We start from the raw sequence: 25,001 nt of genomic DNA, 5'->3' as shown, positions 1-25,001 counted from the left end.
GTGTCTGGAATGCAACCGTCGACACCGATCTCGGAGTCGATTCAGGTACTCCATGTCGACGACGATCCGGATCTCGTGGAGCTCGTGGCCACCGTTCTCGAACGCGAAGACGAGCGGCTCACGGTCGAGACAGCCTCGACCGTCGCTGACGCGATCGCTCGTCTCGACGAGATGGAAATCGACTGCATCATCTCCGATTACGAAATGCCCGGTCGAAACGGGCTCGAATTCCTCGAAACCGTTCGGACGGACCGACCGGATCTGCCGTTTATTCTGTTCACGGGCAAGGGAAGTGAGGAGATCGCGAGCGATGCGATCTCGGCTGGTGTCACCGATTACCTCCAGAAGGAGATAGGCACCGAGCAGTACACCCTCCTCACCAACCGTGTCATCAACGCCGTCGAGCGAGCGCGTGCGGAACAAGCCGAGCAACGACAGCTCCGAGCGATCGAAACCGCTCAAGAGGGCATCAGTATCCTCAATGCGGACGGCGAATTCATCTACGTCAACGAGGCCTACGCGGCTCTCTATGAATACGACCGGGGGGAGATGCTCGGTGCACACTGGTCACTCCTCTATCCCGACCAGGATACTCAATCGATGCGGGAGACGATACTCCCGGCCGTGCGAGCCAACGGGTTCTGGCGGGGCGAAACAACAGGTCTCCGTGCCGATGGGAACACGTTCATCGAGGACCACCGCCTTGCGACAACCGACCACGGCGAACTTGTCTGCACGGTTCTCGATACGACCGAGCACCGAAGACAGAAGCAGGCGATCGAGGAGCTGCACAGCACTGCCCGTGCATTCATCCAGGCCGAGACTGCCGAGGAAGTCGCCGAGATAACTGTCAGGGCCGTCCGTGACATCCTCGGAATGCCCGCTAACGGGTTCCACCGGTACGACGAGACGGACGACAGGTTGGTCCCAGTCACGTGGACCGACCGGACCGAAGAACTCGTCGGCGAGCCACCGGTCTTCGAACCGGGCGACGGGATCGCCTGGAAAGCGTTTGCGGCGGGTGAACCGCTAGTGTACGACGATATCGCGACGAATGACGATCGATACAATCCAGACACGCCGATCCGGAGCCAGTTGGTCATCCCGCTGGACGGTCGCGGCGTCCACCTCATCGGGTCGCCAGAACCCGCCGTGTTCGACGAGACGGATGTCTCGCTCGCGAAAACGGTCGCTGCGCATGCGACAGCAGCGCTGGAACGCGTCGAACGTGAGCGGGAACTCACCCGACAGAACGAACGGCTCGCGACGTTCACCAATATCGTGAGCCACGACTTGCGAAACCCGCTCACCGTCGCGATCGGTCGTCTAGAGTTGGCACAGGAGGCGTGTGACTGTCCACATCTCGCGGATGTCGATCAGGCACTGACGCGGACGGAGACGCTGCTCAACGACCTCCACGCGTTCGCCCAGGCTGGGACAGTATCACTCGATCCCGAAAATGTCGATCTCACGACTCTCTGTCGAGCCTGCTGGGGGCACGTCCAGACGGGCGCAGCGACGCTCGTTATTGACACCCAGCAGGTGATCCACGCCGACGAGAGCCGCGTACAGGAATTACTGGAGAATCTCTTCTGTAATGCAGTCGAACACGGCGGCGACGCGGTGACTATCACCGTCGGCGACCTTGAAGACGGGTTCTATATCGCGGACGATGGCCCCGGGATTTCAGATGAGAACAAGGATCTCGTGTTCGACTACGGGTATTCGACGAGTCAGGACGGGACGGGCTTCGGCCTCTCGATCGTCCAGGAGATCGGCGACGTTCACGGTTGGGAACTTCGCGTCACTGACAGCGACGCGGGCGGCGCACGCTTCGAGATCCACAATGTCGAAACTAGCGGGACGTGACTGATACATCGGAAACACCCAGTTGATTGATCTCCTCCACAGCCCCTATGTCGTGGCGTAGAATCGGTTCTTCCAGTCACGAGATCGTATCTTACGCTGGCTTACCGTCCGCGTCGACGTACTGTTCTTCCCAGTCCCGGCGTGCTTCGATCTCCCGACGCCCGCGGCGGGTGAGACTGTAGAAGTTGGTCCGCCGGTCACGTTCGCCCTTCTCGACGAGGCCCTTGTCGACGAGCGTGTCTAGATTCGGGTACAACCGCCCGTGGTGGATCTCATTCTCGTAGTAGTCTTCGAGCTCTTCTTTGATCGCGAGGCCGTGTGGTTCGTCCTGGCCAGCAATCGCGTACAGCAGGTCGCGCTGGAACCCAGTCAGGTCGTACATTGGACTGAATTTTGATACGACTGCCAGACTGATAATTCTATCGAGGGATCGGGGGTACTCGAGACGAGAGTACGGATGTGCATCTACTGTGGCGTCGCCGAGATCAGAGATGACGGCTTTGCGACGTGCGCACCGAGAGAGTCACAACCGACACCGAAAGTGGCTCCAGTTTCGCTCCGATAGTGACTGGCGTCTATAGTCCACGCCCGCCTTCCAAGAGACATGAGTTCGTCGCTCGATGAGAGGGCCGATTCGGACCACACTCGGCGACACATGGCCTCGCTACTCCTCGAAGAGCGAGCTGCCGGTAAGTGGTTCGTCACGCAGGGTGGCGGCGACGCCTTGGGAGAGGGACCCCTCGCTACTGCGACAGCCACTGAGTACTGCCTGCAGATAGACCATTGCGAGGTATGTACCGATCGAGATCCCCCAACTCGAGTGAGATCGGATGACTGTGAAGTGACGGGGCCCAGTAATATTCCCGTTTTGCCGGGTTGTAAAAACCCATAGGATAAGTTGCATGGCTGTGAGATCCAGTCATGGAACCACGGGACGCAGCCGGCACGTGGCAATATGGCCGTGACGAGAGAGTCAGTGACGCTCTGTTACGGGTGCTAACTGATGTCGCGGACCGCCCAGTCACTGAGTTACCGCCACTGCAGGAGTCAATCGACGTCGACTCGATCGATCAAGCATTCACGCTCTCCCCGGAGATCGAGTCGCTCACATTCGAGTATGCCGGCTACGAAATAGTTGTCGAGCCGACCCAGATTCAGCTTCGAGAGTGAGCCTAACTGGGTGCCACATCGTCGGCTGTCCTATCCAGACCCGTCTGACACGCGATATGCATGGTTCGGTCCGTCCGAGCGACCGTTTGTTCCGCTGGATTGTATGTGAGGAGATCGACTGTCGCCAGCTTGGGGAGTGCGACGTGATGGAGTCTCGTCTGGATGTACTGAGCGTCGTCCAGAGACGCTACCCGATCGGAGAGAGACTGAGTACGCAGTTCGGTTGTGAGTCCATCGACCGTGAGACGCTGATCCTTACCAGAGAGAATCGAAATGACAGCCTGTCGAACTGGCCGTCCGATGAGAACACTGATCGGTTCCCAGTCAGGGTCCTCGGGGTCGTGGAGAGGGGGGAGCGAGAGCGTCGTCTCGATCGGAAGCGGCTCGGCAGCGACAACACCCGTCTGGTCGCGCTCGATCATTCCGACCGCCTCTAGCCTCGGGAGACAGCGATGTTCAAGGTCAGTCACGGCCGACTGGACAGCGGAATCGGACAGGTTTGACGGTTGAACACCGTCGTCGTACGCCGAAAGGTGGATACCCAGTTCTCTGACGCTGATCGGGCGAGGCCGATCGAGGAGTATCGAGATTATCCGCCGCTGCCGCAGGTCACCCAGTACCGTCGCCAACTCCCGACCGCCACCACCCGATGCGGGAGCACCCGGTTGCCGGTTCATACTACATACTAGCGCATGGTGAAGGGAAAGGTTCACCCGCTCAAATTTGTGCCTCCCGAGTCAGAGTTCGGTGAACGCAATCTCGAACAGTTTCCGCTGAGCCTTCCGGAGATGTTGATGGAACGTCGATGCCTGGATATCGAGTGAGGCGGCGATCTCCTCTCCTGATCGTAGTCGCGGGCTATCGAAATACCCGCCGAAGTAAGCTGCCTCAACCGCCGCCCGCTGCCGATTGGTCAGGCTCTCGACGAGCTGTCGTACCAAGTCAGCCGACGTAGCGGTCTCACGGGTCGCCTGCCGCTGTCGGACGATCTGAGCGCCCGGGTGGGTGTCTTGGATGGTCTCGATGATCCTTCGAGCGTCTGTTCCAGGGAGGAGTTCGACAGTTACGCTGATCGCCCCCTGTTCGATCGATCCTTGAGTGAAGTTCCCGCCATAGGCGGCGATGGTCGAAACGATCGGTTCGTTCGACAGATGCTGTTCGAATCGGACCTCGCCATCCCGTTCGTCGAACGTCTCGACGGTCCCCCACTCAGGGCGCTGCTCACGAAACGTCTCGAGGACGGTCACGGCATCCAGAGCTGCCCGGCCGTACAACAGATACTCGTCACCGCGAAGTGGTGTTATCCTGTCGATGGAGATGCTCCCGTCGGTTGTCGGGACGGAGGTCGCGTCTCCCAACGTCGGGATCTGGAGCTCGAGTTCGACGACCTCGTCACTCAGGAGCGCTCGCTTGCGGTCGACAGCAGCAATGGCGTGCCCGACCACGTCACCGAGCTGTCCGATCACTTCTCGCTCCGCTTCGGCGAATGCATCAGGTCGTTCCGAGTAGACGCCGAGGATGCCGTACATCACGCCCTGATGGCCGATCGGAATGACCGCCGCCGACCGATACCCGAACTCGCGTGCATGCTCACCGAAGCGATCTGACGACGGGTTCCCTTGTGTGTGCTGGAGCACCTGTATGCTTCGGGTGGCGATTGCCCGTTCGATCGGGCTTCTCTCGGTCGGCATGTCCGAGCCAGACGTGATTGCGACCTCGCCGAGACAGCCATCGGTACCGGTCGCAACTCGTACGTCCAGGTGATGCTCGGCATCGGCAGCGCCGATCCAGGCGAGCCGGTAGGAATCAGACTTGGCCAGGCGGTCACACACGACCTGCTCGATCGCCGACCGCGTTGGTTGGTCGATGACCGCATCCGTGATCCCGCGAACGACGTCGTTCAGTTCATCGAGCGCCGCGAGTTGCTCACGCTGGCGCTCTAACGTTCGCTCGTACTGTCGGCGCTCCGAGATATCGGTGGCCATCAGGATCGCCCCGTTGAACTCGTCGTCCCGATACACCGGTACAGCTCGGCCAGTGAAGTACGCTTCTTTCCCGTAGATCGATTCGAAGGGGAAATCGAACTCGATCGTCTCCCCATCTAGAAGCGTTTCGAAGAGATCTGCCTGACCTGTCTCCACGATAGGCGGCAGTTCATTGATCGGAACGCCGATCGCGTCCGAGGACTCCACATCGTCGGGCAGTCCGATGATCTCCTCTGCTCGCGGGTTTTCGTAGGTAATGCGGAGGTCCTCGTCCAAGCGGAACATACCGAACGGCGCCTGCTCGACCAGCTCTTCGTTGAACTCCCGAGCCTCACGGAGTTGTCGCTCGCGCTCCTTGCGATCCGTGATATCACGAACGACGCAGACCATGCCTCCGTCGTCGGTCACAGTCAGCGAGAGTTCTTCCGGAAAGGTCGTTCCGTCCTTGCGTTTGCCAGTGGCTTCACCGCGCCAGCCACCGCATTGGTGAACGGCTGGGATGATTTCCTGCGTAAATCGCTCGAGTTCGTCGTCATCGTAGCACATGGCCCAGTGCTCGCCGAGGAATGCCGTCGGATCCTCGTACCCGTACACGGCTGCGTGCGTGCTGTTGGCGTATCGATACTTGCCGCTGTCGTCGACGACCGCGACCCCGTCGATCATCGATCGCATTGCTCGAGCCCACCGCTCCGCATCGCTGGACCACGCGGCGCCCTGCAGATCTGTCGATGGCTGCTCGGGAACCCGGCTACCGTCAGAATAAGTCGACTCTGACACGTTGGTGTCGGTGGCTGACGCTGTCTCCACAGGCGAGGGTGAATCAATGGGCCGCCACCACACCCTGGCATTCGCACCGGTTTGCTTCGTTTCGAGAGCGTCGCGCTCGACTAACCGTGTCAATCGCTGGTACACCGTCCGCCGTTCGGCATCCAGGGCTGCTGCCACCTCTGGCGTCGTGAGCGGCTCATACTGATCCGGTCGCCGGTCGAAAACGGCCAGCGTCTCGGCGTAGATATCGCCTGTTGAACCCGAATCCGAACCCATATATGTGGATTGGTATCACAGTACAAAATTCCGTCGACGGAACAGGATCGTGACATCAATCGCTTGACGGTCCGAGATCCTTCACAAACCTAAATTAAATGTTTGAATAAGGTACTGATTCAGATTGGCAATAAAAATCGCAGTACATCGTTCCAATCCCCTCGTCCTCACCGTCACGTGCACTGAGTTGCGAGCACAGCTGCCGCGGGACTACACGGAGAAGAGTCTTATGTAACAGCCGCCGCGACAACAATTAGCGTACGTTACATAAGACATCTCCTCGTCGAGGACCGAAACTCTCCAGAAGCGACAAACGAGACGATCCCGGAAAGCACGCCGACACCACGGCAAATCGCAGGCAAGCGAGGGAATCTCCGGACAATTTCCAAAAACAGTTGCCTTTCCGGAAACACCCCGTGTACGTTTTTGTAGCCGAAGCCGAAACCAAGGGGTACCAGAATGATCCGCGATGCTCGCGTCCTTCGTGCCGGCTTCGTCCCGCGAGAAGTCGAGCATCGCGACGCCGAGGTCAATCACCTCTCCAGCGTCCTCGAACCGGTCACCAACGACGAGCCGACCGACACTGCGCTCGTGACCGGCCCCAGCGGCGCGGGCAAGACCTGTATCTCGAAGTTCGTCGCCGAACGCCTCCGCGAGGAGGTCCTCCACGTCGAGTCGACCAATCTGCGTCAGTGACAGAGTTCTGGAGATGGCGTCTCCAGCGGGATGGAACGAGCTTTACTTTCACTGTGGATGGCTGACATTCAAGTCGTAAGCGAACGTATGTTAGAGCGGCTGATGAAGCGTACCAACACGTTCGCCGTGCGACCGCTCTCTGAAAGCGGAGAGCATCTCCTGCGGGATTTGTTGGACGCTTCGGCCGCTCTCTGGAACGAAGTTAACTACGAACGCCTCATGCGGTACAACGGTGAGGATGGCTTTGAGGGGAAGGACGTGTGGGACGCCGATACAGGCCGAGTCGAAGGGAAGTACAAAGGCGTACTCGGTGCGTCCACTGCCCAACAAGTCATACGGAAGAACAGCGAAGCATGGCGCGGCTTCTTCCGACTAAAAGAGCAGTACTATGACGACTCGAACACATCGGTCATAGAACACCCCGAACCACCAGGATTTCGTGGCAACAAGGACGATGGACGGCAACTTAAGACTGTCATTCGTAACACGTCGTACACGGTTGAGTGGGGCGAGCGGTCCCGGCTTGAGATTCTGGTCGGGAGCGAGTTGAAAGACCGATACGACCATACCGGGCGTCTCCGGCTTGAAATCGCTGGTAACCCGAATTGGCCCGACTACGAGAAACAGGGCCGGTTAGACCTATGGTACGACGAGACTGATTGCACGTTCAGAGCTTCGCAACCCGTGACTGTCCGTGACGATACACGGGACACTCCACTGGCCGCAGAGAAGGCCGCTTTAGATATTGGTGCGAATAATCTCGTCGCGTGTACTACCACAACAGGCGAGCAATACCTGTACGAAGGTCGCGAGTTGTTTCAGCGGTTCCGCGAGACGACGCAAGAAGTCGCCCGGCTACAGTCGAAACTCGAAGACGGACAGTACAGTAGCAAACGAATTCGGCGGCTGTACCGCAAGCGAACCCGTCGCCGCGACCATGCCCAAGAAGCGTTGTGTCGTGACCTGCTGGAACGACTCTACGAGAACGGCGTGGACACGGTGTATATTGGTGGGCTGACCGACGTGCTGGAGACGCATTGGTCGGTCGAAACCAATGCCAAGACCCACAACTTCTGGGCGTTCAAGAAGTTCACCGAGCGGCTGACTTGCACCGCCGAGGAGTTCGGCATTTCTGTAGAGGTTCGGTCAGAAGCATGGACTAGCCAAGAGTGTCCGCAATGTGGTTCAAGAGGTCGAACGACACGACAGCAGGACACGCTCACCTGTTCGTGCGGGTTCGAGGGTCACGCCGACCTTACAGCGTCAGAAACGTTCCTAAAGCGGTATACAAACAACGCAGTCAGGCCGATGGCACGGCCCGTGCGGTTCGAGTGGGACGACCACCACTGGTCGGAGTTATCACACTCTCCCACAAGGGAAAGTCCCAAAGAACAGCGCACAGACCCGAGTACCATCCAACGTGATGGAAATATTGCGTCCGGGGAATCGGCATAGCCAAGATCCCACGGAGGTAACCCCGTCATCCACGACGGGGAGGATGTCATGTCAACTGCTGGCGCAACTACACTCGCTATCGCGCCCTCTACCAGATTCTCGACGACCTCGGCGAGACGCTCGACATCCATCGCCAGTCCACGCCCCACGACGAACTCGTCGACCGGCTGCAACGCTACGAGGGACCACGCCGGGTCGTCATCCTCGACGAGGTCGACCAGCTCGAAGACCCCGAGGTCATCTACGACCTGCACAGCCTCCCACAGTTCGCACTGATCTGTATCGCCAACACCGAGGAGCAACTGTTCAGCCGGATTGACGACCGCCCCGTGAGTCGCCTGCGAGCGAGCACGTCCGCATGGACAGCTTTGACCTCCTCCACGGGTGAATGTCGTAGAATCCCGCCACGAGATTTCGGGTCTCAGCGACCCTTCGAGGTTTCAAGACGCATTCGTTCCACTCGTCGCCGGGCGGGTTTCGCCCTCGGAGTGGCTGTCTTGTGGCCCGGTTAATGAGGCCCCATCCGTAGCCGAGTCATCGCCAGCCGCCTTCTGCCCGGAATCCCGATTGTGTTGGAGCTGACTCTCTCCGCTACGGTAGCGGTCTGCAATGTTAAGCGCGGCGTTCACGTCCGCTTGGTACTCTCCGACCCAACACTCGTCGTTCATACAGCAGAACGTCCCTTGCTCGGGACGGGTTCCTAGCTCGCCACAGGCGTGGCACTCCTTCGACGTGTTCCGCGGATTCACCGTTGCAACGGGAATCCCTGTCTCTTCGGCTTTGTACTGGATCTGCGCGTGGAGTTTGGCGAACGCCCAGCCGTGCAGGCGTCGGTTCATGAACGCGCCGTAGTCTATGTTCTCACGGATGTACTGGAGGTTCTCCAGCACCAGTACGGGGTTCTCGACCTGTTGGGCGCGTTCAACCACCTGTCGCGAGACGCGGTGGATGATGTGGTCGATGCGCTCCCACAGGCTGTCGCCGTATTCCTCGATGATTCGTTCGCTCTCGCGCCGCTGGAGGCGGCGCGTGGCCGTGAAGTACGTCTTGCGGAGGTGCCGCACCTGAGATGCCTCGTCGCTATAAATGTCGGGAGCGGTCGGGGTGGAGCGCTCGTCACGATGACACACCGTGACTAAGGCAGCATCCCCGATGTCCACCCCAACCGGCGTCCACTCCGTATCGGACGCCGACAGTGCTTCGACCTCGCGGGACGCAGTGATGTGTAGATACCACTTCCCGTTGCGTTCGAGTAGGCGGCATTCGCCCATCTCGGCGTCACCCGCGTGCAACGCTTCCAGCCACGGGCGTTGCTCGGGGTTTGGGGCGGCAGGAAACCAGAGGTGGTAGTCGTCGTGATGGGGAATTTTAGCATACCACTCGTAGTGGTTTTGGGGTTGGTGGTCGAGTCGGATGCCCTCATTGGTGAACTTCACCGGGTGCTCGTCGTGGAGTTCGTCGGCGTCGTAACTGTCACCGCAAAGCTGCGGGACGTACTGCTTGAGGGCGTTTTTCGCGTAGCCACTCAGGTCATACTCGATAACAATGTCGTTGACGGCGGATTTGGTAGTGCAGTTGGCGTTGAAAGCAGTTTGAAGTGCCTGCTGGTACGCGTCGCTCGTCTCGCGAAGCTTGCGCTCTTTGTGCGCGTTGGGATCGATGAGATGCAGTTCGAGCGTCTTAGTCACCGCAGGCATTCCCCGGTATCAGTCACGTCGGCCAGAATCGCAATAAGACTCTGCCATCCAGAGTGAAAGTAAAACTGGAAGTGATGGGGATCCAGGCCCACATAGAACCGTGAATACTCACGCTACTATCCGCTTGACCCCCACCTGAAGACGAGGATATGCGCTTGCATCTTCATCACGACGAGCAACTCCGCGACATCCTCGGCGCGAGAGCGAAGTGGGGACTGGACCCCGACGCCATCGAGAGTGACCAGCTTCACCGGATCGCCGACGCTGCTGCTGGGGATGCCCGCCTCGCCATCGGCATCCTCCGCACGGCCGCGAGCAAGGCAGACCGCGAAGGACGCGAGCGCATTACGGACGATCTGTTGCTCGATGCGGCCGCGGACGCCCGAGCGCAGATCAAGCAGAAGAACCTCGACGCGTTGACGCCCCACCAGCAGGTCGTCTACGACATCGTCCGCGACCACGGTCCCGTCGGCCCGAGTGAAATCCACGACTATTACAGTGACCGCGTCGACGACCCACGGACCCAACGGACGATCCGGACCTACCTCTCGAAGATGACCCAGTACAACCTGATCAAAGCGGAGGGAACGAGTCGCGATAGGGAGTACGCGCTCGTCGATGCGACGGCGACATCGGCGATGCAATAGTGATGCCAGCAGAGAATGTGTGATTGCCCTCAAGAGAGTTGAAACAGTAACTGCCGTTCCAAAGTTCGCCCACTCGAGGGAAACAATAGCACTCAGCGATTACGGACAGATCGTTTCAGAGCGGGGGCCGACAACGTTGACGATTGAAGCCCATATCAGCAACGGGAACACCACGGCTAAGATAATGGCTCTCACTCCGCGGACAGAACTGACGACACTGAGGAGGGTCTGAGGGCCGCTTCAAGCTCTGTCGCATCCAGCTTGCAACCCTGTTCGGCGCCGATATCGATGCCTGTCTGACTGATTTTCTTGCGTATCTCTTCGCTGGATGGGTCCCGTAAATCAGCCAGAGCACTGAGACAACGACCTACCGCCGCTGTCACAATCGGTGCAGCATAACTTGTTCCTACTTTTTGACGGACGTTACGGCGGGAGACAGTTGGATACTTTACTGGCGCCAGCACGTCCGGCTTGCCGTTCTCGAGGTCGTACTGTACGTTTCCTTCCCAAACCGCCTCGTCAAGCTCACACTGACTACAGGTTAGACAGCCACCAGAATCGTAGTCCTCGTAGCCGCAATAAATTGGTTCACTATCGACGGCATCGGTTATATCTGGCACCGTGACAGCATACCGTCCGCTATTAAGCTCCGTCGGCGGATCGCTAGTAGCGAAATCACATTGTGGTTCGTACCCGCTGACACCAATTACGTGCTTATTCTTCGCCGGAGAGGTTGGATTTTCAACGTTCTGCTCAATGAAATTCCCACACGAAGCGACGACGGTCAGACCACGACCCGTAAGGTTATTGATCTCTTGGTTAGAGATGGCAGCCGGGTCGTCCGGCACGTCAGTGGCACCACCCGAGATATTCAAAACATCGATTCCATCAGCACGGGCCGCTGCAATGGCCCGAACAAGATTGTCGTTCCGTCGATATCTGGCTTTGTGGCCACCGATGACACGGTAGAACCGAAACTCGGCTGCTGGCAGGTAGTGGCCGAGCAGGTCAAAGATGTCTGTTCCGTGGCCGAGTGGGTCGCGTCGCCGCGTTGGGTAGTAATCGGCACCGTCCCGGATTGTGAAATCGCCATCAGTCTTTACATGGCTGGCTGAATCCGCGATGCCGATAGCGAGGTTTTCACCGGCGTTTTCGAGCCTTTCCCCGGTCGCGTTGAGGCCCCGGAGGTAACTGTCGAGGATGTACTCACGGTGTGTGTCGGGAGCGTCGCCGCCCCCTGAAGTCAGTTTCCCGAATCAAACGTTCGTAGCGGGCGGACTAACTCCACGGCCTCAAAGGCTGAGGACCGCATGAGCGACTCCAGCTCCGTCGCCGAGATATCGGCGCTAATAGATTCTGTTGCGAGTGGTTCGACGTCTCGCCCGCCTGCTTCCTCGATTAACTCGATTGTATCATCTCTATCATCGGCTGGCCGGATCATCACGGATACTCGCTTCGGACCGCTCGAATCGTGCCTGAGATACTCCTCGAGTTCGCCGTCTACGAACTCGATATTTGGCCCCCAAGCGTTCTGGTGGCTCATGGATGCTTACTAGTGAGAAGACGGAGATAAATGCTTTGTGCTGGTATGTTCTCGGTCGATCATTCTGAATTCGAGGAGAAAATGCCGTGAGATTTCCCATTTTCAACCATCATCGTCAAACGTGACAGAATAGTCCTCTATCGGGCGATATCGTGGTTCAGACTCGACATCCAGTACCTCAACCGCATCAATGCGTAGAAGACGGTCAAGTGAACGGTCCAACTGGTCATCACTGATACTGACCGGCACTTCGATTTCCGCCACAAAAGAATCGAGTTCCGCACGGAGATCAGATCTGGTGACAATCGTGCCGTCAGCTCCTCGATGCATCGCTACGAAGACAGCCGCGTCCTCAACATCGAGTTCTTCGGTCGCGGCCATCTTAACCGAGTGAATGACGCCGAGAGCGAGTGTCGCAGCGAGCAGTTGCGAACCGCCCGTTGGCGCGAGGGCGGCGCCCACCGTGGCCGCTGAAGACAAGAGTACCTGTACCAAGTCGTGGACATTGAACGAGATATTTGAACTCTTCACCGATTCAGCAGAGATACCATCGCTGTAGATTTTATGAGCATCTACTTGGTGGTCACCACCTTCGGTATTGACTCCCAGTGAGACGCCCTCCCAGACGACCGGTTCCACGTCAGCCCTGGTAAGGTCAACATCGGACAGTGCCGCATCGGCAACGGTGAGCACCTCGTTGGTCAACCACTCATCAACGAGGCGGTCACTGTGGTCATCTTCCATTATGATAGCAGTCATAGAGGAATTACCGTATTAATATTTTCATCAAGCTATACTGCCAGAATCGCTTGCTTCGTCAGAACAATCGAAAAATGATTGGTTTTGCCGAGATGATTGCTGCTGCTGTATCGACAGATCAAACCCACGGAATCTCTACAGATTCCGCGTGACCTATATGCCCTGTATTGGGAACTGTCGTCAGAGTTCAGCATCAATCGCGCACAAACGAGATAATCGTTCTTCCCTTTCGAATACCGGCTTCGATGGAAGTGAATGTCCGGGTATGAGCTTCGAACGACGTAGTCACAGCGATACACCCTGAATTAAGATGGCCCGAACTCCCCCAGTCCCGACTGATCGTGGCCAAGGGGTTCGATCACGGTCGCCTCGTCGTTGCCCGGATTGTTCACCTGCGTCGAGATTTCGTAGGCGTCCAGATCTGCCGCAGGATACGGACGACAGAGCTCGGCGCGTTCGTCCGAGTCGGCAGTCAACCACTGGTCTTCGGCGTCAGCAGGTAACACGACCGGCATTCGGTCGTGGATCGGCGCCATCAGGTCGTTCGGCTCGGTCGTCAGGATTGTCACACAGGCGACATCCTCGTCGTCGCCTGTCCAGGTCTCCCACAGGCCGACGATCGCGAAGGCGGGATCGTCCTCCCGATAGATGCGGTACGGTTGCTTCGGTCCGCCGTTTCGCTGTTGCCACTCGTAGAAGCCCGACGAGAGCACGAGACACGGCCGCGATTCCCAGGCGTCCGCGAAGGCACGCTTCTCGGCCGCCGTCTCGGAGCGCGCGTTGATGAAGCCCTCCTCGGGCTCATCCGCCCACTCGGGGATGAGTCCCCAGTGGTACTGGTCGATCGCGTCGGTCGACTGGTTCGTGATGACTTCGAGCGGGTCGCCAGGCGCGATGTTGTACCGCGGCCTGTACCCGCCATCGGTGACGACCGTCGCGTCGAACCGATCTTCGAGGTCGTCCTGGGGAACGAACAGCGATGTCCGACCACACATACCGCCCCCTTCGGGTCCCGGGCTATTGAACGCCCGTCCTGCCTGGAAGTGCTCTCGGAAGCCCTCGAAGGCACCAGCAAAACCGCTGGACGTAACGGGGATCGGCGTATCGCCGTGGCCATTCTCTGAAACCCGGAAGGGACACGCGTCGGCTTATCCTGAATACGTCCCACTAGTCAGATATGTCAGAGCACACGCGGTCCAAGACAACATCCGACCGGCTGAACGTCGACCGGCCAGTCCGGGCCGCCGACCAGAATCGGACGCTCGCCAGCGACACCGATCCGGCCGGCGAGGACTTTTTTCTCCCCTCGCTAGAAGCTGGACTCACGCTCTTGGACGTCACGGGCGCACGGGGCGTCCCCGTCCTCCAGTCGCTCGTCCTCGACCACCTCCTGCTGCACGACGGGCCGGCCTTCTGGGTCGACGCTGACGGCCACGCGACGACGACGTCACTGGCCCAACTCGCTCCGAGCCAGCGTCTGCTCGACCGCGTCCACGTCGCCCGCGGGTTCACCGCCTACCAGCACTACGGCGCGCTCTGTGACCTGCCCGCCGCCGTCAATCGGCACATCCAGGCGACGACGTCGATCGACCCCTTCGCCACCCCCACCAGGAACGAGGACCACTCGCCGGCCGACGCCGACGCCCCCGCACAGACGCCGTCGCTCGTCGTCGCGCCAGCGTTCGACGCCCAGTACCGGGCCGACGACACGCTCGGAGACGCCCACGCCCGGACACTCCAGGCCCGTGGGCTCGCACGCCTTCGGGAGTATGCGACGGGCTACGACGTGCCCGTCCTCCTCACGCGAACCACCGCCGACGAGTTCACCGCGCCCATCGAGACCATTGCCGACCGCCACCTCGAGTGCGAGCAGACCAAGCTGGGACCCCGCTTCGTCGACGGCGAGTTCGAGACGTTCGTCTACCCGGTCGGCGACGGCGCGTACTATCAGACGACGTTCGCCTACTGGCGCCAGTTGCTCGACGCGCGGGCCTCGGCCGTCGGGCTCGCCCCAGCAGGCCCAGCCCAACCCGACACCGACGACGCGGTCGGCCAGGGCGTGACCGTCGACGGAGCGGCCCAGTCGCTCACCGCCGATCCGCTGCTCGACGCCTGGACGGGCCCGGTCGGCGCGGGCGGGCGATAGCGATGGGTCGGACGAAACCCACCTACCGGGACGCACTCCGGGCGATCGAGGAGCGCTGGCGATCGTTCCGGAAAGCGCTCCGTCGGCAGGACCAACCCCGCTTCGACCGGCTGTTCACCTACGCCCGCGAGCACGCCGACGCGAGCGGACTGTTGAACCACCAGTCACCGCTCCTCCCCGCGCTGCTCAGTATCGACCTCGAACAAGAGGCCCGACTCGACGAGCACGCCGAGCGTCTCGAAGCGCTCGAAGCCGCGGTCGAAAAGAGCGGAGAGGGGGACGAGAGGCAGTCGCGCCACGCCGATCACGACCGGGACGGCCAATGACGGTACTCGAAACCGTTGTGTTCGGTATCGAAAAGACCGGCTCTGTTGCAATCCTCTGTAGGAGACACATTCATCCCGGGGTGCGGTCAATATAGGTGGCACAGGTATCGGTCAATAAAGTCCGTAGCGATAACAATCGGAATTAGAGGAACGATGGAAATGACACAAATATTATATAAAACAAGGACTATTATAATCCAATGGCCCTGATAGCGTCGTCCCGTGAGGAACCGTCTCTCCGTCAGCCGGGAATCGTCCTTCTGTGCCTGTTAGCCATGGTCTTGATTGGTGAGCGATTGCTCACGATCGCTGTCGATGGTGTTCGCCAGGGATCATCGGGATTCCCGGTGTGGCTTCCTGAGATTGGATCCATCGGTGAAACGATTGTATTCTATAGCATGCTGTTCGACGTCCTGAAGTTCGTTGTAATCCCGGTAGTACTCCTGTGGCTCGCCCACCAGTACGGCCGTTACTCGGCCGGTACCTAAGCCCACACTGACCTGATAGTTCAGAGACAGCGCCTTGAAGGACACATATGCTGCTCAGTGTTGAGTGTCGGCCTGTCGTACTACTCGGATTGCCCAGTAGAGGTGTTACACTAACACTGCTGTAATACCGCTGCTTCTGATTCGATAGTTCCGTCGTTGCGAATCGCAAACTGAGCGCCGACGCACTCGGCAGCTCCGTCATCGACATCGGTCACGTCGACTTCGAATGTTTCTCCCCGAATTGTCGCCCGGACGACGTACTGTCCCGAGCCCTCAACAGGGGCGGTCAAGCGGAGATCAGTCATCTCCTCGTTAGCAGGGTTTAATTGGTAGGCATCCGAGAATACTGTCTCGCCGTCATCCAGTACGGCTACGTCGATTTCGTAGCGCTCTGTCTGGTGATTTTGCAGCCAGATCCAGGCGAGTTTCGGCTGTTGTTGCCCTATTCCGAGACAACCACCGATCACAGTTGCAACGCAAATCGAGAGGAGGGCTCGGCGCTTCATACCAGTCTATCAGTGGAGTAAATCAAATAGCTAGGGAATTGAGGGCCGGTAACGTGCCCGTACAAGCAACGTCGTGCTGTCCCGGGTAGATAACCCGTCTCTCTCCGTACAGAGAGCCTCACTACCCTCTCACGGATATTGAGATAGCGATCAGTACAGGGAGAAGACCATAACACGATTGCAGCCTTACGCATGCACAATGGACGTGTTCGGAAATGGGCGTGGCATCGGGATCACAGACGCACTTCACGACGCTGCAGAGTGGCCTACTATTGTTTTGTTCGGTGTGATTACTCAACTCGGGGATGGGTGGTTTCTCTTTCTGCTCGGTGGCAGCCTCTACGTCGCCGGTGATGAACTTCCCCGCTGGGGGATCGAGCGTCGTCACGGTCTGTTTGTGTTCGGACTCGTACTCACGTACGTCGCTCTCATCGGCGTCCTCAAGAACATCTTCCAACTTCCGCGACCGCCGGGTGCCGCCGAACCGATTATGTTGCAATGGCTTCCAGCGGCGTTCACTGTAATTCTCGATAGTATCACGACCGCGGACGGACCGGGTTTCCCGAGCGGTCACGCTCTCGGAAGTACGATGGTCTGGGGCGGTCTGGCGCTGGTTATCCATCGGGGCTCGTTCCGGACGCGGATTGGCGTCGCTACTGCACTCGTCGTTCTCATCTCGGTCTCTCGACTGATCCTCGGCGTCCACTACGCCATCGATGTCGTCATCGGTGTCGGACTCGGCGTGATAGTCCTCGGGACACTCTACTGGTTCGCCGATACCGGGAGCGATCCCGGGCGGGTCTTCCTCGTCGCAGTTGGGATCGGACTACTCGGGCTGGTGGTGGGCATCACGTTCGACAGCGTGGCAGCGATCGGCGGCGCAGTCGGCGGGTGGATCGTGTGGCGCGCAGTCGCTGAGACCACGCCGGCACATCCGACGAACAGGCGCGAAGTGCTCGCGGGATTTCTCGTTCTCGGTCTCGTAGCCGGACTATTCGCTGTCCTGTCGGCAGTCAAACCGCCGCTCCCCGTCACATTTTTCGGAACTGCCGTGGCCGTTGGTGGGGTCGTGGGGGCCCCGCTACTGGGTGAACGACACGCCTAACATCTTCTGTGCCGTAAGCAGTGTGTAGTGACCGGCTGGTTCAGTAACTTCGACGTGAAATGAAGGGCGCTCTGTTGAGATTGTTTCTAATCCAGCAGACTTGATAGAGATAACCAATATAGGATACTATCCTGCTACAGTCGCCTGCAGTGCAGCGATTTTCGACACAATAGCGTCTACTAGTAGTTACTGAATGTGGAACAGGGTCGTTTGTGTTCTTCTCGCTCCTTTATTGAAACCCGGAAGCGACACGCCACGGCTTATCGTGACTTCCGACGTTCTCTCGAGTGTTGGAGGATATGAATACCTGATGCCCTACACGATCGACTTCCTTGACGACGGGCGCGTCCTCGAATGGACGGCGACCGCCGACGGCGCCGAGGTGACGGTGCGAGAGGGATACACGCCGCGGTTCTATGTCGCCCCTCGGGATCCAGAGGCCGACCTCGACCTCGGACGGCTCCGCCAGTTCTACGATCGCCACCCGGACGTCGTGGCGCCCGAGTTCGTCGAGCGCCGGCCGGGCTTTCGTCGTGACGCCGAACGCGTCCTCGCCGTCGACGTTACTCACGTCGACCGCGTCACGCCGCTCGCTCGGCAAGCACGCCAGCTCGACGCGTATCCCGTCGGGGAGCTGGCCTGCTTCAACGTTGACTTCACCCGCGAGTTTCGCTACTGCCTGGAGACCGGCACTGACCCGACACCGACCGCCGATCTCAATACACTCCGGCTGGCCGTCCCGGTCGAAGAGACGGGCGGCGACAGCTACGGTGAACTCACCGTCGCTGGCGAGTCTGTGACGGGCTCGCCGACTGCGATCGTTCGAGCCGTCCAGACCGCCGTCGACGAACACGACCCGGATGTCCTCGTCTGCTCGACGAGCGACCTCGTGCCCACACTGCACGACATGGCCGCCGACGCAGGGGTCGACGAGTTCATGCTGAGTCGCTGGCCGGACGTCGACTACCAGCAACTCGCCGGGCGGTCGACGTACTCGAGCTACGGACGCGTCGGCCACTCCCCGGCCCGCTACAACGTCCCTGGCCGAGCGATCGTCGACGAGTCGAACACCTTCTTCCACGGGGAGACGAATCTCGACGGCATCATCGACCTGGTCGGACGGTCGCACAAGCCGCTACAGGAACTCGCGTGGGCGTCGATCGGTAACGTGCTCACGGCCATCCAGATCCGCGAAGCGACCGATCGCGGCGTGCTGACGCCCTGGAACTCCTGGCGCCACGAGTTCTTCAAGCCGATGGGGACGCTCCACGATGCCGACCGTGGCGGGTTCATCTTCGCCCCCGACGTCGGGGTACACGAAGACGTCCACGAACTCGATTTCTCCAGCCTCTACCCGAACATCATCTGCACTCGTAATGTCTCACCGGATGTCATCCGCTGTGAGTGCCATCGCGACCGCGCGGACGTCCCCGAGCTCCACTATTCCATCTGCGACGAACGAGGGTATCTCGTCGACGTGCTCCAGCCGATCATTGACGACCGCGACGCGATCAAGGCTGCCATCGCCGAGGAGCGAAAGCGCGACGACCCCGACGAGGCGCGGCTCCGAGAACTCGAGGGACGCTCGGACGCACTGAAGTGGATCCTCGTCGCCTGTTTCGGCTATCAGGGTTTCAGCAACGCGAAGTTCGGCCGTATCGAGTGCCATGAGGCCATCAACGCCTACGCCCGGCAGATCCTCCTGCGGGCGAAACAGCGCCTCGAAGCCGGTGGCTGGGACGTCGTCCACGGCATCGTCGACTCCATCTGGGTGACACCGGCACCGGACGTCGCGGCCAGCGAGCGCGAGTCCCTGGATTCCATCGCCACCGCCCTCACCGATGAAATCGGTATCCGCCTCGAATACGAGGCGGCCTACGACTGGGTGGCGTTCGTCCCCCAACGCGACAGCGACGCCGGCGCGCTGACGAAGTACTTCGGGAAGCGCGCGGACGACGACGGGTACAAGACACGCGGTATCGAAGCCCGCCAGCGCTCGACTCCGCCGTTCGTCGAACGTGTCCAGCGTGACTGTATCGCCGTCCTCGATGAGAACCGGTCACCCGAAGCCGTCGTCGACCGACTGGAGGGGGCCATCGACCGACTCGAAGCGGGTCGCGTCGACTCGGCCGACCTCGTCGAACGGAATCGCGTGTCGAAGCCCGCCGACGCCTACACACAGTACACACAGAACGTCGCCGCCCTGGAGCGCGCTCAGGATCGCGACCTCGACGTTCACCCCGGCCAGGATATCGAGTACGTCGTCGTCGACGACGAGAAAACGTCTCGCGATCGGGTCGCGCTCGCCCACGAACCCATCGACACGTACGATGCCGACTACTATCGGACGCTGCTGATCCGCGCCGTCGGGAGCGTCCTCGCGCCGATCGGCTGGGACCGAGAGGACATCCGGCAGGAACTCGCGCCGACGCAAGATGCGACGCTCGATGCCTTCGGTGCGGCCGGTGAATGAACGCACGAACCCAGCTGTCGGGCCATTTTCTCGGGCCTGCGACGACTATCGGGAATGGGCTGGGAGGACAGTATAGCGTCGAACAGACGAGCATGCGCCGCCGCAGATGAAGCCCGACATCTAGTGAGACAACTAGTCTAGTTAAAGATGGTACGTAGCAGCTGATATCCGAACTATTGGATCACGAATCCATAGAAGGATTTGTGCGAGAGTCGAAAGACAGTCACTCAAAGCCACATTTGAAGCCCGCCATCCAGGACAGTCATGTCTCATCTGTTGTCCGGTACGTTCACGTTCACACCGTAGTCCCGACATTTATATGCCATCCGGTTGATGGGCCACCTGAGGACGACTGGTCCTCACACGTGTCACACGCCACGCTCCCCTGAGGGTTCACAACCATGCAGTCCAACATCGACCCGCTCGGTACTTGTCCCGAATGTGGGTCGGCGCTCGTTCCTGCCGACGTTATCGTCGAGTACGAGACCGACAACGGACACAGATACTACGCGGAGTGTCCCGCCTGCGAGACGGTCGTCCATCCTGTATAGAGGTCTAGACCAACCGTCTCGGAACGATCATCGCACAACTCGAAGATGAGGAGGTCTCGTTCGAGCGGGCGCAGAAGCTCCAAGACGAGGGGGAGACTAACTCGAAGAACTCGAATCGGGATTGGATATCGACGATGGTGAAATCGTAGAGCAGTCGTGACCGATACACCGAATGATTTCTCGAGTGCTGCTTACGTGGGCTCGCCATCCGCGTCGACGTACTGGGCTTCCCACTCTCGTCGGGCTTCGATCTCCCGGCGTCCGCGTCGGGTGAGGCTGTAAAAGTTGGTTCGCCGGTCGCGTTCGCCTTTCTCGACGAGGCCCTTGTCGACGAGTGTGTCGAGGTTCGGATACAGGCGCCCGTGGTGGATCTCTTTCTCGTAGTATGCTTCGAGCTCTTCTTTGATCGCGAGGCCGTGTGGCTCTTCCTGACCGGCAATCGCGTACAACAGGTCGCGCTGGAATCCCGTGAGGTCGTACATTAGACTAGTTCCTGATAGGACTGCCAGACGGTTAATTCTATCGAGAGTCCGGCATATTCGGGACGAGAGCACGGTTGTGCAGATTCGTCGTCTCATAGAAGATCAGAGATGACGGTCTCTCGACGTGGAGTGAAAGAATGTAACTACCGACAGTGAAAGTGGATCCAGTTCCGCTCCGGTGTTGGCTGGCGTCTATATCCCGAGTTGCTCTTCGTTGAGATATGAGTTCGACACTCGATGAGGCAACCGATGCCGACCACACGCGCAGGCACATGACGACACTCTTGCTCGAAGACCGGGGCGACAAGTGGATAGTCACGCAAGGCGGCGTCGACATCGAAGGTAAGGGGCCAACCGCCGCCGTAGCGGCTGCCGACTACTGCCGGAGGATCGACCGTGCCGAGTAATGACCACGCGACGATCACGACGGACGCTGAGTTGGCTCAAGGACTGTGCCCGGAACACCACGACGATCTTGTCGGCCAAGCCGGGCAGATGGTGTACTGCAACGACTGCAGGCGCGCCTACCGGCACGCTGACCTTCTCGATAGGATTAAACCGTAGTCCTATGTCACTGCCAGATTGGTCTCCTGCGATAAGTGGTCGCTCAACAGTTACAGCAGAATACGAAGTGATAGAATCTATTGAACCTTCAATTTGAGAGTTCTTTATAACCAATGCTAAATAGACAGCGCTGATTCAGTACTTCGCGCGCTTCAGATGTTTAAGTAAAACTACCCTAATAATAGATGTCTCCGGGACGTCCTCGAAAAGGACAACAAGGTCGTGATTGGCTATCACCCACCGCTCCCCGCTGGGAGTCGGACGCTCTCTAACCAGAACGTCTTGAATCGCTGGATAGTCTCGATGAACTCAACGGGGTCCGTCGACTTCGTGAGGTAGGCGTTGGCGTCCAGATCGTACGACTTGACGATATCTTCTTCGGCCTCCGAACTCGTCAGGATGATGACCGGGAGACTCTGCAGGGCGTCGTCTTCCCGTAGCTCTTCGAGCACCTGTTGGCCGTTTTTCCGTGGGAGGTTGAGATCAAGAAGGATGACGCCTGGCTGCGGGGAATCCTTGTGGTCGCCACGATGATAGAGAAAGTCCAGCGCCTCGGCGCCGTCGGTCACGACGTGGAGGGTGTTGGCGATGTTCCCCACCTTGAACGCTTCCTCAGTGAGTCGGACGTCGCCGGGATTATCTTCGACGAGCAAGACATCGGGCGGACCCCCGTCCCGCTCACTCATCGGCCTCGCCTACTGCGGGCAATATGAACGAGAACGTTGCCCCTTCGCCGGGTTCGGAGTCGACCCAGATATCCCCGCCGTGGCGCTCGACGATGCGTTTGCACAGTGCCAGTCCAATGCCCGTCCCGGCGTCCTCATGCCCCTGAAGGCTCTGGAACACCTCGAACACCCGGTCAGCGTCCGCTTGGGGGATACCGATGCCTTCGTCTTCGACCGAGATCTCCCAATCGGTCCCGTCACGTTCGGCAGCGACGTGCATCCGGGGCGGCGCGTCGCCGCTGTACTTGATAGCGTTCTCAAGCAGGTTCTGGAACAGCTGATTGAGCTGACTGCGATCGCCGTACACACGGGGCAGATCCTCGGCGATGATCTCCGCTTCTGTCTCCTCGATTTTCACTTGCAGATCCTGGCGGACGTCCACGAACACGTCGTCGAGGGCGACAGGTTCGAACGGGTCCCCGCGGGTATCGACGCGGGAGTACTGGAGCAACCCGTCGATCATCTCGCGCATTCGGTCGGCGCCGTCGACAGCGAAGTCGATGAACTCCTGGCCGTCCTCGTCTAGTTCGTCGCCGTACTGTTTTTCGAGAAGTTGGAGGTAGCTGGAAACCATCCGCAGCGGCTCCTGCAGGTCGTGACTGGCCGCGTACGCGAACTGTTCGAGTCGCTCGTTCGACTCCTCGAGTTTGTGTTGATACTCCTTGCGTTCGGTGATGTCAGTCACAGCGCCGGGAAATGTGAGTGGGTTCCCGTCCGCATCGCACTCGACGCGGCCGCGGGCAACGACCCACCGGAGTTCACCCTCGTCGTTCCAGACGCGGTACTCCTCCTCGTACTCGCCACAGGACGCCAGCGCCTCTTCGACCTTCGCCTCGACTCGCTCACGATCGTCTTCGTGGATAGCGGAGACGTATCGATCGAGCGATATCCCCTCCCGTGCGTCGTCTGGATCGATCCCGAACGTGGTCGCGAACGAGGGCCCCATGACCATCGAGTCCTCCTGCACGTGCCACTCCCAGGTACCAACGGCGGCTGCCTCAGTTGCTGCTTCCAGTTGTGCTTTTGCATCGCGGAGGTCACGCTCACGCTCTTTCTGCTCTGTGATATCACGGTCCGAGACGATGATCGAGACAACCTCGCCATCGTCGATGACGGGCCGGAAATATCCCCTCACCGTGTATTTCTCTCCAGTGGGCCGGGTAAGATCAGCCTCAAAGTCGACGTATTCGCCGCGAGCCGCTCTCTCAGTCCACTCTTTCACCTCTGAGTGTATTTCGTCACCGTCACCCCACCAGGGCGTCTCCCAGAACGGCTCGCCGGTCACGTCCTCGATATCTGCATCGACATACTCCATTGCCGTTTGGTTGATGTCCATGACCGTTCCATCGGGTTCGAGCAACGCCACGAGAATGTTCGGATCCTCGAAGACAGCCTGATAGCGCCGTTCTTTCCTCCGAAGCTCCTGCTCGCGTTGCCGTCGCTCGGTGATGTCCTCGAACGCGAAGACGGCCCCGGCTAGCTCGCCGTCGTCGTCCCACTGCGGAGCGCCATTGACCGACAGCCAGACGCGTTCCCCGCTGGGGCGTCGGAGGCCGAGGACTCGATCGTGTATTTTCTTCTCCTCGGCAACGACGTAGTCGAAGGGAGCCTCTCCGTCCGCGAGCGGATCGCCGTCTCTGTCGACGAGATCCCAGCGTGGGTCGTCGTGAGAGAAGTCGGTAATTTCCTGGCGGGAGCGACCGTAAATCTCCTCGGCACGCTCATTGGCGAACGACACGGTCCCGCTGGCATCGACGACTGCAATTCCGACCGGACTCGTTTCGACGATGCCTTCGATGAAAGTAGGGTCTGACAAAAAGTCCTCTTCTGAGATATCCCCCAAATCACTCATGCCAGTGGTAAAGGGTCTAAATTGGATAAGTCTGCTGTGGCTCTACTGGTTCAATGATCAGTCCTCGGACGAGCAATAAGAGGGACCAATTTGATCCCTCTCGCGAAGTTGAAGAGAGGGGCTCGCTCTCTGTCCTGACCCCCTGAGAATACTATTTACTGATTTTGGGGTCCGGTTTCCCGTTTGAGTCCGTTCGATGGTGGCCATCGCACGGTATCACCTGCCAAGGCAAGGTGATCGAGACATTCTATGTCTTCATTGTCTGCTTTCTTTCATTCTACAATATGTTCATGAATCCCAAGCGATACTAGAGAGCTTCCGTAAGCTGGTTCCAGTTTCACCGTGCTCAGCGGACCATAAAGTGCAAACCCGTCGATCAGTCTGGTAGCGGATCCAGTCCTCACGAGTGTCACAGACGCTCGTTCCCCTCCGGGTGATTCCAATGCAACAGAGTCCCGACCGAATCGGACGTTGCCAGGAGTGTGGGTCCGCTCTGTTCGGCGTCCCCGTGCTGGTCGAATACGAGACCGACGACGGTCTCAATTACTACGCCGAATGTCCCGACTGTGAGACCGTGGTCCATCCCGAATAGAAGGGTCCCTTGATGCCAATATACCGGTAGCCAATCCACTACAAACCTGACTGAGGACTACTGAGTGCAGCGAGATCTGCCACTGAAAGCCCTCAGGGCAAAGACTCCGCCCGAAGCTCTCGCCACAGTCCACGCCGGGCGGGGCCATCGAACGGGGCCGTGCGCTCGTCGCCGCCCCGCCGACGGAAGCACCCACTGGAGCGCAGCGAGGCGCGGCGGTACGAGCGCGCGGGGGCGTTCGGATTCGACTCTCTACCTGAGCCGAAACATTCAACACGTAAACACTAAACATCCAACATGTACGCTGATCGGTCGCTTCGAACTAC

The 25,001-nt window shown here is 59.3% G+C and carries 23 protein-coding genes and 3 pseudogenes; 14 read left to right on the top strand and 12 right to left on the bottom strand.

Going from position 1 to position 25,001, the window contains the following annotated elements; genetic code table 11:
* The first annotated feature begins 9 nt into the window (after positions 1-9).
* Positions 10-1,869, top strand: a complete 1,860-nt coding sequence (locus ACMGFE_RS22995) for a receiver/sensor box histidine kinase (protein ID WP_436927612.1) — start codon at positions 10-12, stop codon at positions 1,867-1,869.
* A gap of 91 nt (positions 1,870-1,960) precedes the next feature.
* Here the strand turns inward: ACMGFE_RS22995 and ACMGFE_RS22990 are convergent, their stop codons facing one another.
* The gene (locus tag ACMGFE_RS22990) at positions 1,961-2,251 is read right to left on the bottom strand and encodes a PadR family transcriptional regulator (protein ID WP_436927611.1); all 291 of its coding nucleotides are present in this window, start codon (positions 2,249-2,251) and stop codon (positions 1,961-1,963) included.
* A gap of 539 nt (positions 2,252-2,790) precedes the next feature.
* On the opposite strand from ACMGFE_RS22990, the gene ACMGFE_RS22985 reads away from it, so the two are divergent.
* Positions 2,791-3,039 (top strand): HalOD1 output domain-containing protein, encoded by a 249-nt coding sequence (locus ACMGFE_RS22985; protein WP_436927610.1) that lies wholly within the window; start codon positions 2,791-2,793, stop codon positions 3,037-3,039.
* Positions 3,040-3,041: 2 nt separating this feature from the next.
* On the opposite strand, the gene ACMGFE_RS22980 is transcribed toward ACMGFE_RS22985, so the two are convergent.
* Together ACMGFE_RS22980 and ACMGFE_RS22975 are read right to left on the bottom strand one after the other, a co-directional pair.
* The gene (locus ACMGFE_RS22980) at positions 3,042-3,716 is read right to left on the bottom strand and encodes a DUF7344 domain-containing protein (RefSeq protein ID WP_436927609.1); all 675 of its coding nucleotides are present in this window, start codon (positions 3,714-3,716) and stop codon (positions 3,042-3,044) included.
* 60 nt (positions 3,717-3,776) lie between these two features.
* On the bottom strand, positions 3,777-6,068 hold the full coding sequence (locus ACMGFE_RS22975) for a bacterio-opsin activator domain-containing protein (protein ID WP_436927608.1): 2,292 nt from the start codon (positions 6,066-6,068) through the stop codon (positions 3,777-3,779).
* A 459-nt stretch (positions 6,069-6,527) separates the two neighbouring features.
* Here ACMGFE_RS22975 and ACMGFE_RS22970 point away from each other — a divergent pair.
* The 3 genes and pseudogenes from ACMGFE_RS22970 to ACMGFE_RS22960 all read left to right on the top strand — a co-directional run.
* A pseudogene (locus ACMGFE_RS22970) lies at positions 6,528-6,749 on the top strand (AAA family ATPase); the annotation flags it as partial.
* A gap of 117 nt (positions 6,750-6,866) precedes the next feature.
* Positions 6,867-8,219: an RNA-guided endonuclease InsQ/TnpB family protein gene (locus ACMGFE_RS22965; RefSeq protein WP_436927607.1), complete on the top strand. Its 1,353-nt coding sequence runs from the start codon at positions 6,867-6,869 to the stop codon at positions 8,217-8,219.
* Positions 8,220-8,266: 47 nt separating this feature from the next.
* Positions 8,267-8,569, top strand: a pseudogene (locus tag ACMGFE_RS22960) (AAA family ATPase); the annotation flags it as partial.
* 90 nt (positions 8,570-8,659) lie between these two features.
* Here ACMGFE_RS22960 and ACMGFE_RS22955 read toward each other — a convergent pair.
* Positions 8,660-9,916 carry an RNA-guided endonuclease TnpB family protein gene (locus tag ACMGFE_RS22955; protein WP_436927606.1) on the bottom strand — a complete coding sequence of 419 codons (1,257 nt, stop codon included), beginning with the start codon at positions 9,914-9,916 and terminating at the stop codon, positions 8,660-8,662.
* 161 nt (positions 9,917-10,077) lie between these two features.
* On the opposite strand from ACMGFE_RS22955, the pseudogene ACMGFE_RS22950 reads away from it, so the two are divergent.
* Positions 10,078-10,563, top strand: a pseudogene (locus tag ACMGFE_RS22950) (Cdc6/Cdc18 family protein); the annotation flags it as partial.
* A 191-nt stretch (positions 10,564-10,754) separates the two neighbouring features.
* Here the strand turns inward: ACMGFE_RS22950 and ACMGFE_RS22945 are convergent.
* From ACMGFE_RS22945 to ACMGFE_RS22930, 4 genes are all read right to left on the bottom strand, one after another.
* Positions 10,755-11,555 carry a S8 family serine peptidase gene (locus ACMGFE_RS22945; protein ID WP_436927699.1) on the bottom strand — a complete coding sequence of 267 codons (801 nt, stop codon included), beginning with the start codon at positions 11,553-11,555 and terminating at the stop codon, positions 10,755-10,757.
* Between the two features lie 251 nt (positions 11,556-11,806).
* Positions 11,807-12,106, bottom strand: a complete 300-nt coding sequence (locus ACMGFE_RS22940; RefSeq protein ID WP_436927605.1) for a hypothetical protein — start codon at positions 12,104-12,106, stop codon at positions 11,807-11,809.
* 102 nt (positions 12,107-12,208) lie between these two features.
* Positions 12,209-12,850: a hypothetical protein gene (locus ACMGFE_RS22935; RefSeq protein WP_436927604.1), complete on the bottom strand. Its 642-nt coding sequence runs from the start codon at positions 12,848-12,850 to the stop codon at positions 12,209-12,211.
* A 320-nt stretch (positions 12,851-13,170) separates the two neighbouring features.
* Complete coding sequence (locus ACMGFE_RS22930; RefSeq protein WP_436927603.1) at positions 13,171-13,860, bottom strand: SOS response-associated peptidase; 690 nt, start codon at positions 13,858-13,860, stop codon at positions 13,171-13,173.
* Positions 13,861-14,042: 182 nt separating this feature from the next.
* Here ACMGFE_RS22930 and ACMGFE_RS22925 point away from each other — a divergent pair, with 182 nt between their 5' ends.
* From ACMGFE_RS22925 to ACMGFE_RS22915, 3 genes are all read left to right on the top strand, one after another.
* Entirely contained in the window at positions 14,043-15,011 is a 969-nt protein-coding gene (locus tag ACMGFE_RS22925; protein ID WP_436927602.1) for a hypothetical protein, read from the top strand.
* Positions 15,012-15,013: 2 nt separating this feature from the next.
* Positions 15,014-15,337 (top strand): DUF8156 family protein, encoded by a 324-nt coding sequence (locus ACMGFE_RS22920; RefSeq protein WP_436927601.1) that lies wholly within the window; start codon positions 15,014-15,016, stop codon positions 15,335-15,337.
* A 200-nt stretch (positions 15,338-15,537) separates the two neighbouring features.
* Complete coding sequence (locus ACMGFE_RS22915) at positions 15,538-15,825, top strand: hypothetical protein (protein WP_436927600.1); 288 nt, start codon at positions 15,538-15,540, stop codon at positions 15,823-15,825.
* A gap of 110 nt (positions 15,826-15,935) precedes the next feature.
* On the opposite strand, the gene ACMGFE_RS22910 is transcribed toward ACMGFE_RS22915, so the two are convergent.
* Positions 15,936-16,331 carry an Ig-like domain-containing protein gene (locus ACMGFE_RS22910; protein ID WP_436927599.1) on the bottom strand — a complete coding sequence of 132 codons (396 nt, stop codon included), beginning with the start codon at positions 16,329-16,331 and terminating at the stop codon, positions 15,936-15,938.
* 199 nt (positions 16,332-16,530) lie between these two features.
* Here ACMGFE_RS22910 and ACMGFE_RS22905 point away from each other — a divergent pair, with 199 nt between their 5' ends.
* The 3 genes from ACMGFE_RS22905 (at position 16,531) to ACMGFE_RS22895 (ending at position 20,460) form a co-directional block, all read left to right on the top strand.
* The gene (locus ACMGFE_RS22905) at positions 16,531-17,436 is read left to right on the top strand and encodes a phosphatase PAP2 family protein (RefSeq protein ID WP_436927598.1); all 906 of its coding nucleotides are present in this window, start codon (positions 16,531-16,533) and stop codon (positions 17,434-17,436) included.
* 310 nt (positions 17,437-17,746) lie between these two features.
* Entirely contained in the window at positions 17,747-19,909 is a 2,163-nt protein-coding gene (locus tag ACMGFE_RS22900; protein ID WP_436927597.1) for a type B DNA-directed DNA polymerase, read from the top strand.
* Positions 19,910-20,310: 401 nt separating this feature from the next.
* Entirely contained in the window at positions 20,311-20,460 is a 150-nt protein-coding gene (locus ACMGFE_RS22895) for a DUF7837 family putative zinc-binding protein (RefSeq protein ID WP_436927596.1), read from the top strand.
* Positions 20,461-20,651: 191 nt separating this feature from the next.
* Here ACMGFE_RS22895 and ACMGFE_RS22890 read toward each other — a convergent pair whose 3' ends face one another.
* Positions 20,652-20,942 (bottom strand): PadR family transcriptional regulator, encoded by a 291-nt coding sequence (locus ACMGFE_RS22890; RefSeq protein WP_436927595.1) that lies wholly within the window; start codon positions 20,940-20,942, stop codon positions 20,652-20,654.
* Positions 20,943-21,163: 221 nt separating this feature from the next.
* On the opposite strand from ACMGFE_RS22890, the gene ACMGFE_RS22885 reads away from it, so the two are divergent.
* Positions 21,164-21,349 (top strand): hypothetical protein, encoded by a 186-nt coding sequence (locus tag ACMGFE_RS22885; RefSeq protein ID WP_436927594.1) that lies wholly within the window; start codon positions 21,164-21,166, stop codon positions 21,347-21,349.
* A gap of 390 nt (positions 21,350-21,739) precedes the next feature.
* Here the strand turns inward: ACMGFE_RS22885 and ACMGFE_RS22880 are convergent, their stop codons facing one another.
* Positions 21,740-22,192, bottom strand: a complete 453-nt coding sequence (locus ACMGFE_RS22880) for a response regulator (protein WP_436927593.1) — start codon at positions 22,190-22,192, stop codon at positions 21,740-21,742.
* Positions 22,185-24,083 carry a PAS domain-containing sensor histidine kinase gene (locus ACMGFE_RS22875; RefSeq protein ID WP_436927592.1) on the bottom strand — a complete coding sequence of 633 codons (1,899 nt, stop codon included), beginning with the start codon at positions 24,081-24,083 and terminating at the stop codon, positions 22,185-22,187. Before ACMGFE_RS22875 ends, ACMGFE_RS22880 begins: the two co-directional genes overlap by 8 nt.
* A 442-nt stretch (positions 24,084-24,525) precedes the next feature.
* Here ACMGFE_RS22875 and ACMGFE_RS22870 point away from each other — a divergent pair, with 442 nt between their 5' ends.
* Entirely contained in the window at positions 24,526-24,675 is a 150-nt protein-coding gene (locus ACMGFE_RS22870) for a DUF7837 family putative zinc-binding protein (RefSeq protein WP_436927591.1), read from the top strand.
* Positions 24,676-25,001: the final 326 nt, after the last annotated feature.

Source organism: Halosimplex amylolyticum (genome assembly GCF_051414035.1).
Lineage (GTDB): Archaea > Halobacteriota > Halobacteria > Halobacteriales > Haloarculaceae > Halosimplex > Halosimplex amylolyticum.
This window is presented reverse-complemented; position numbering and strand designations above follow the sequence as displayed.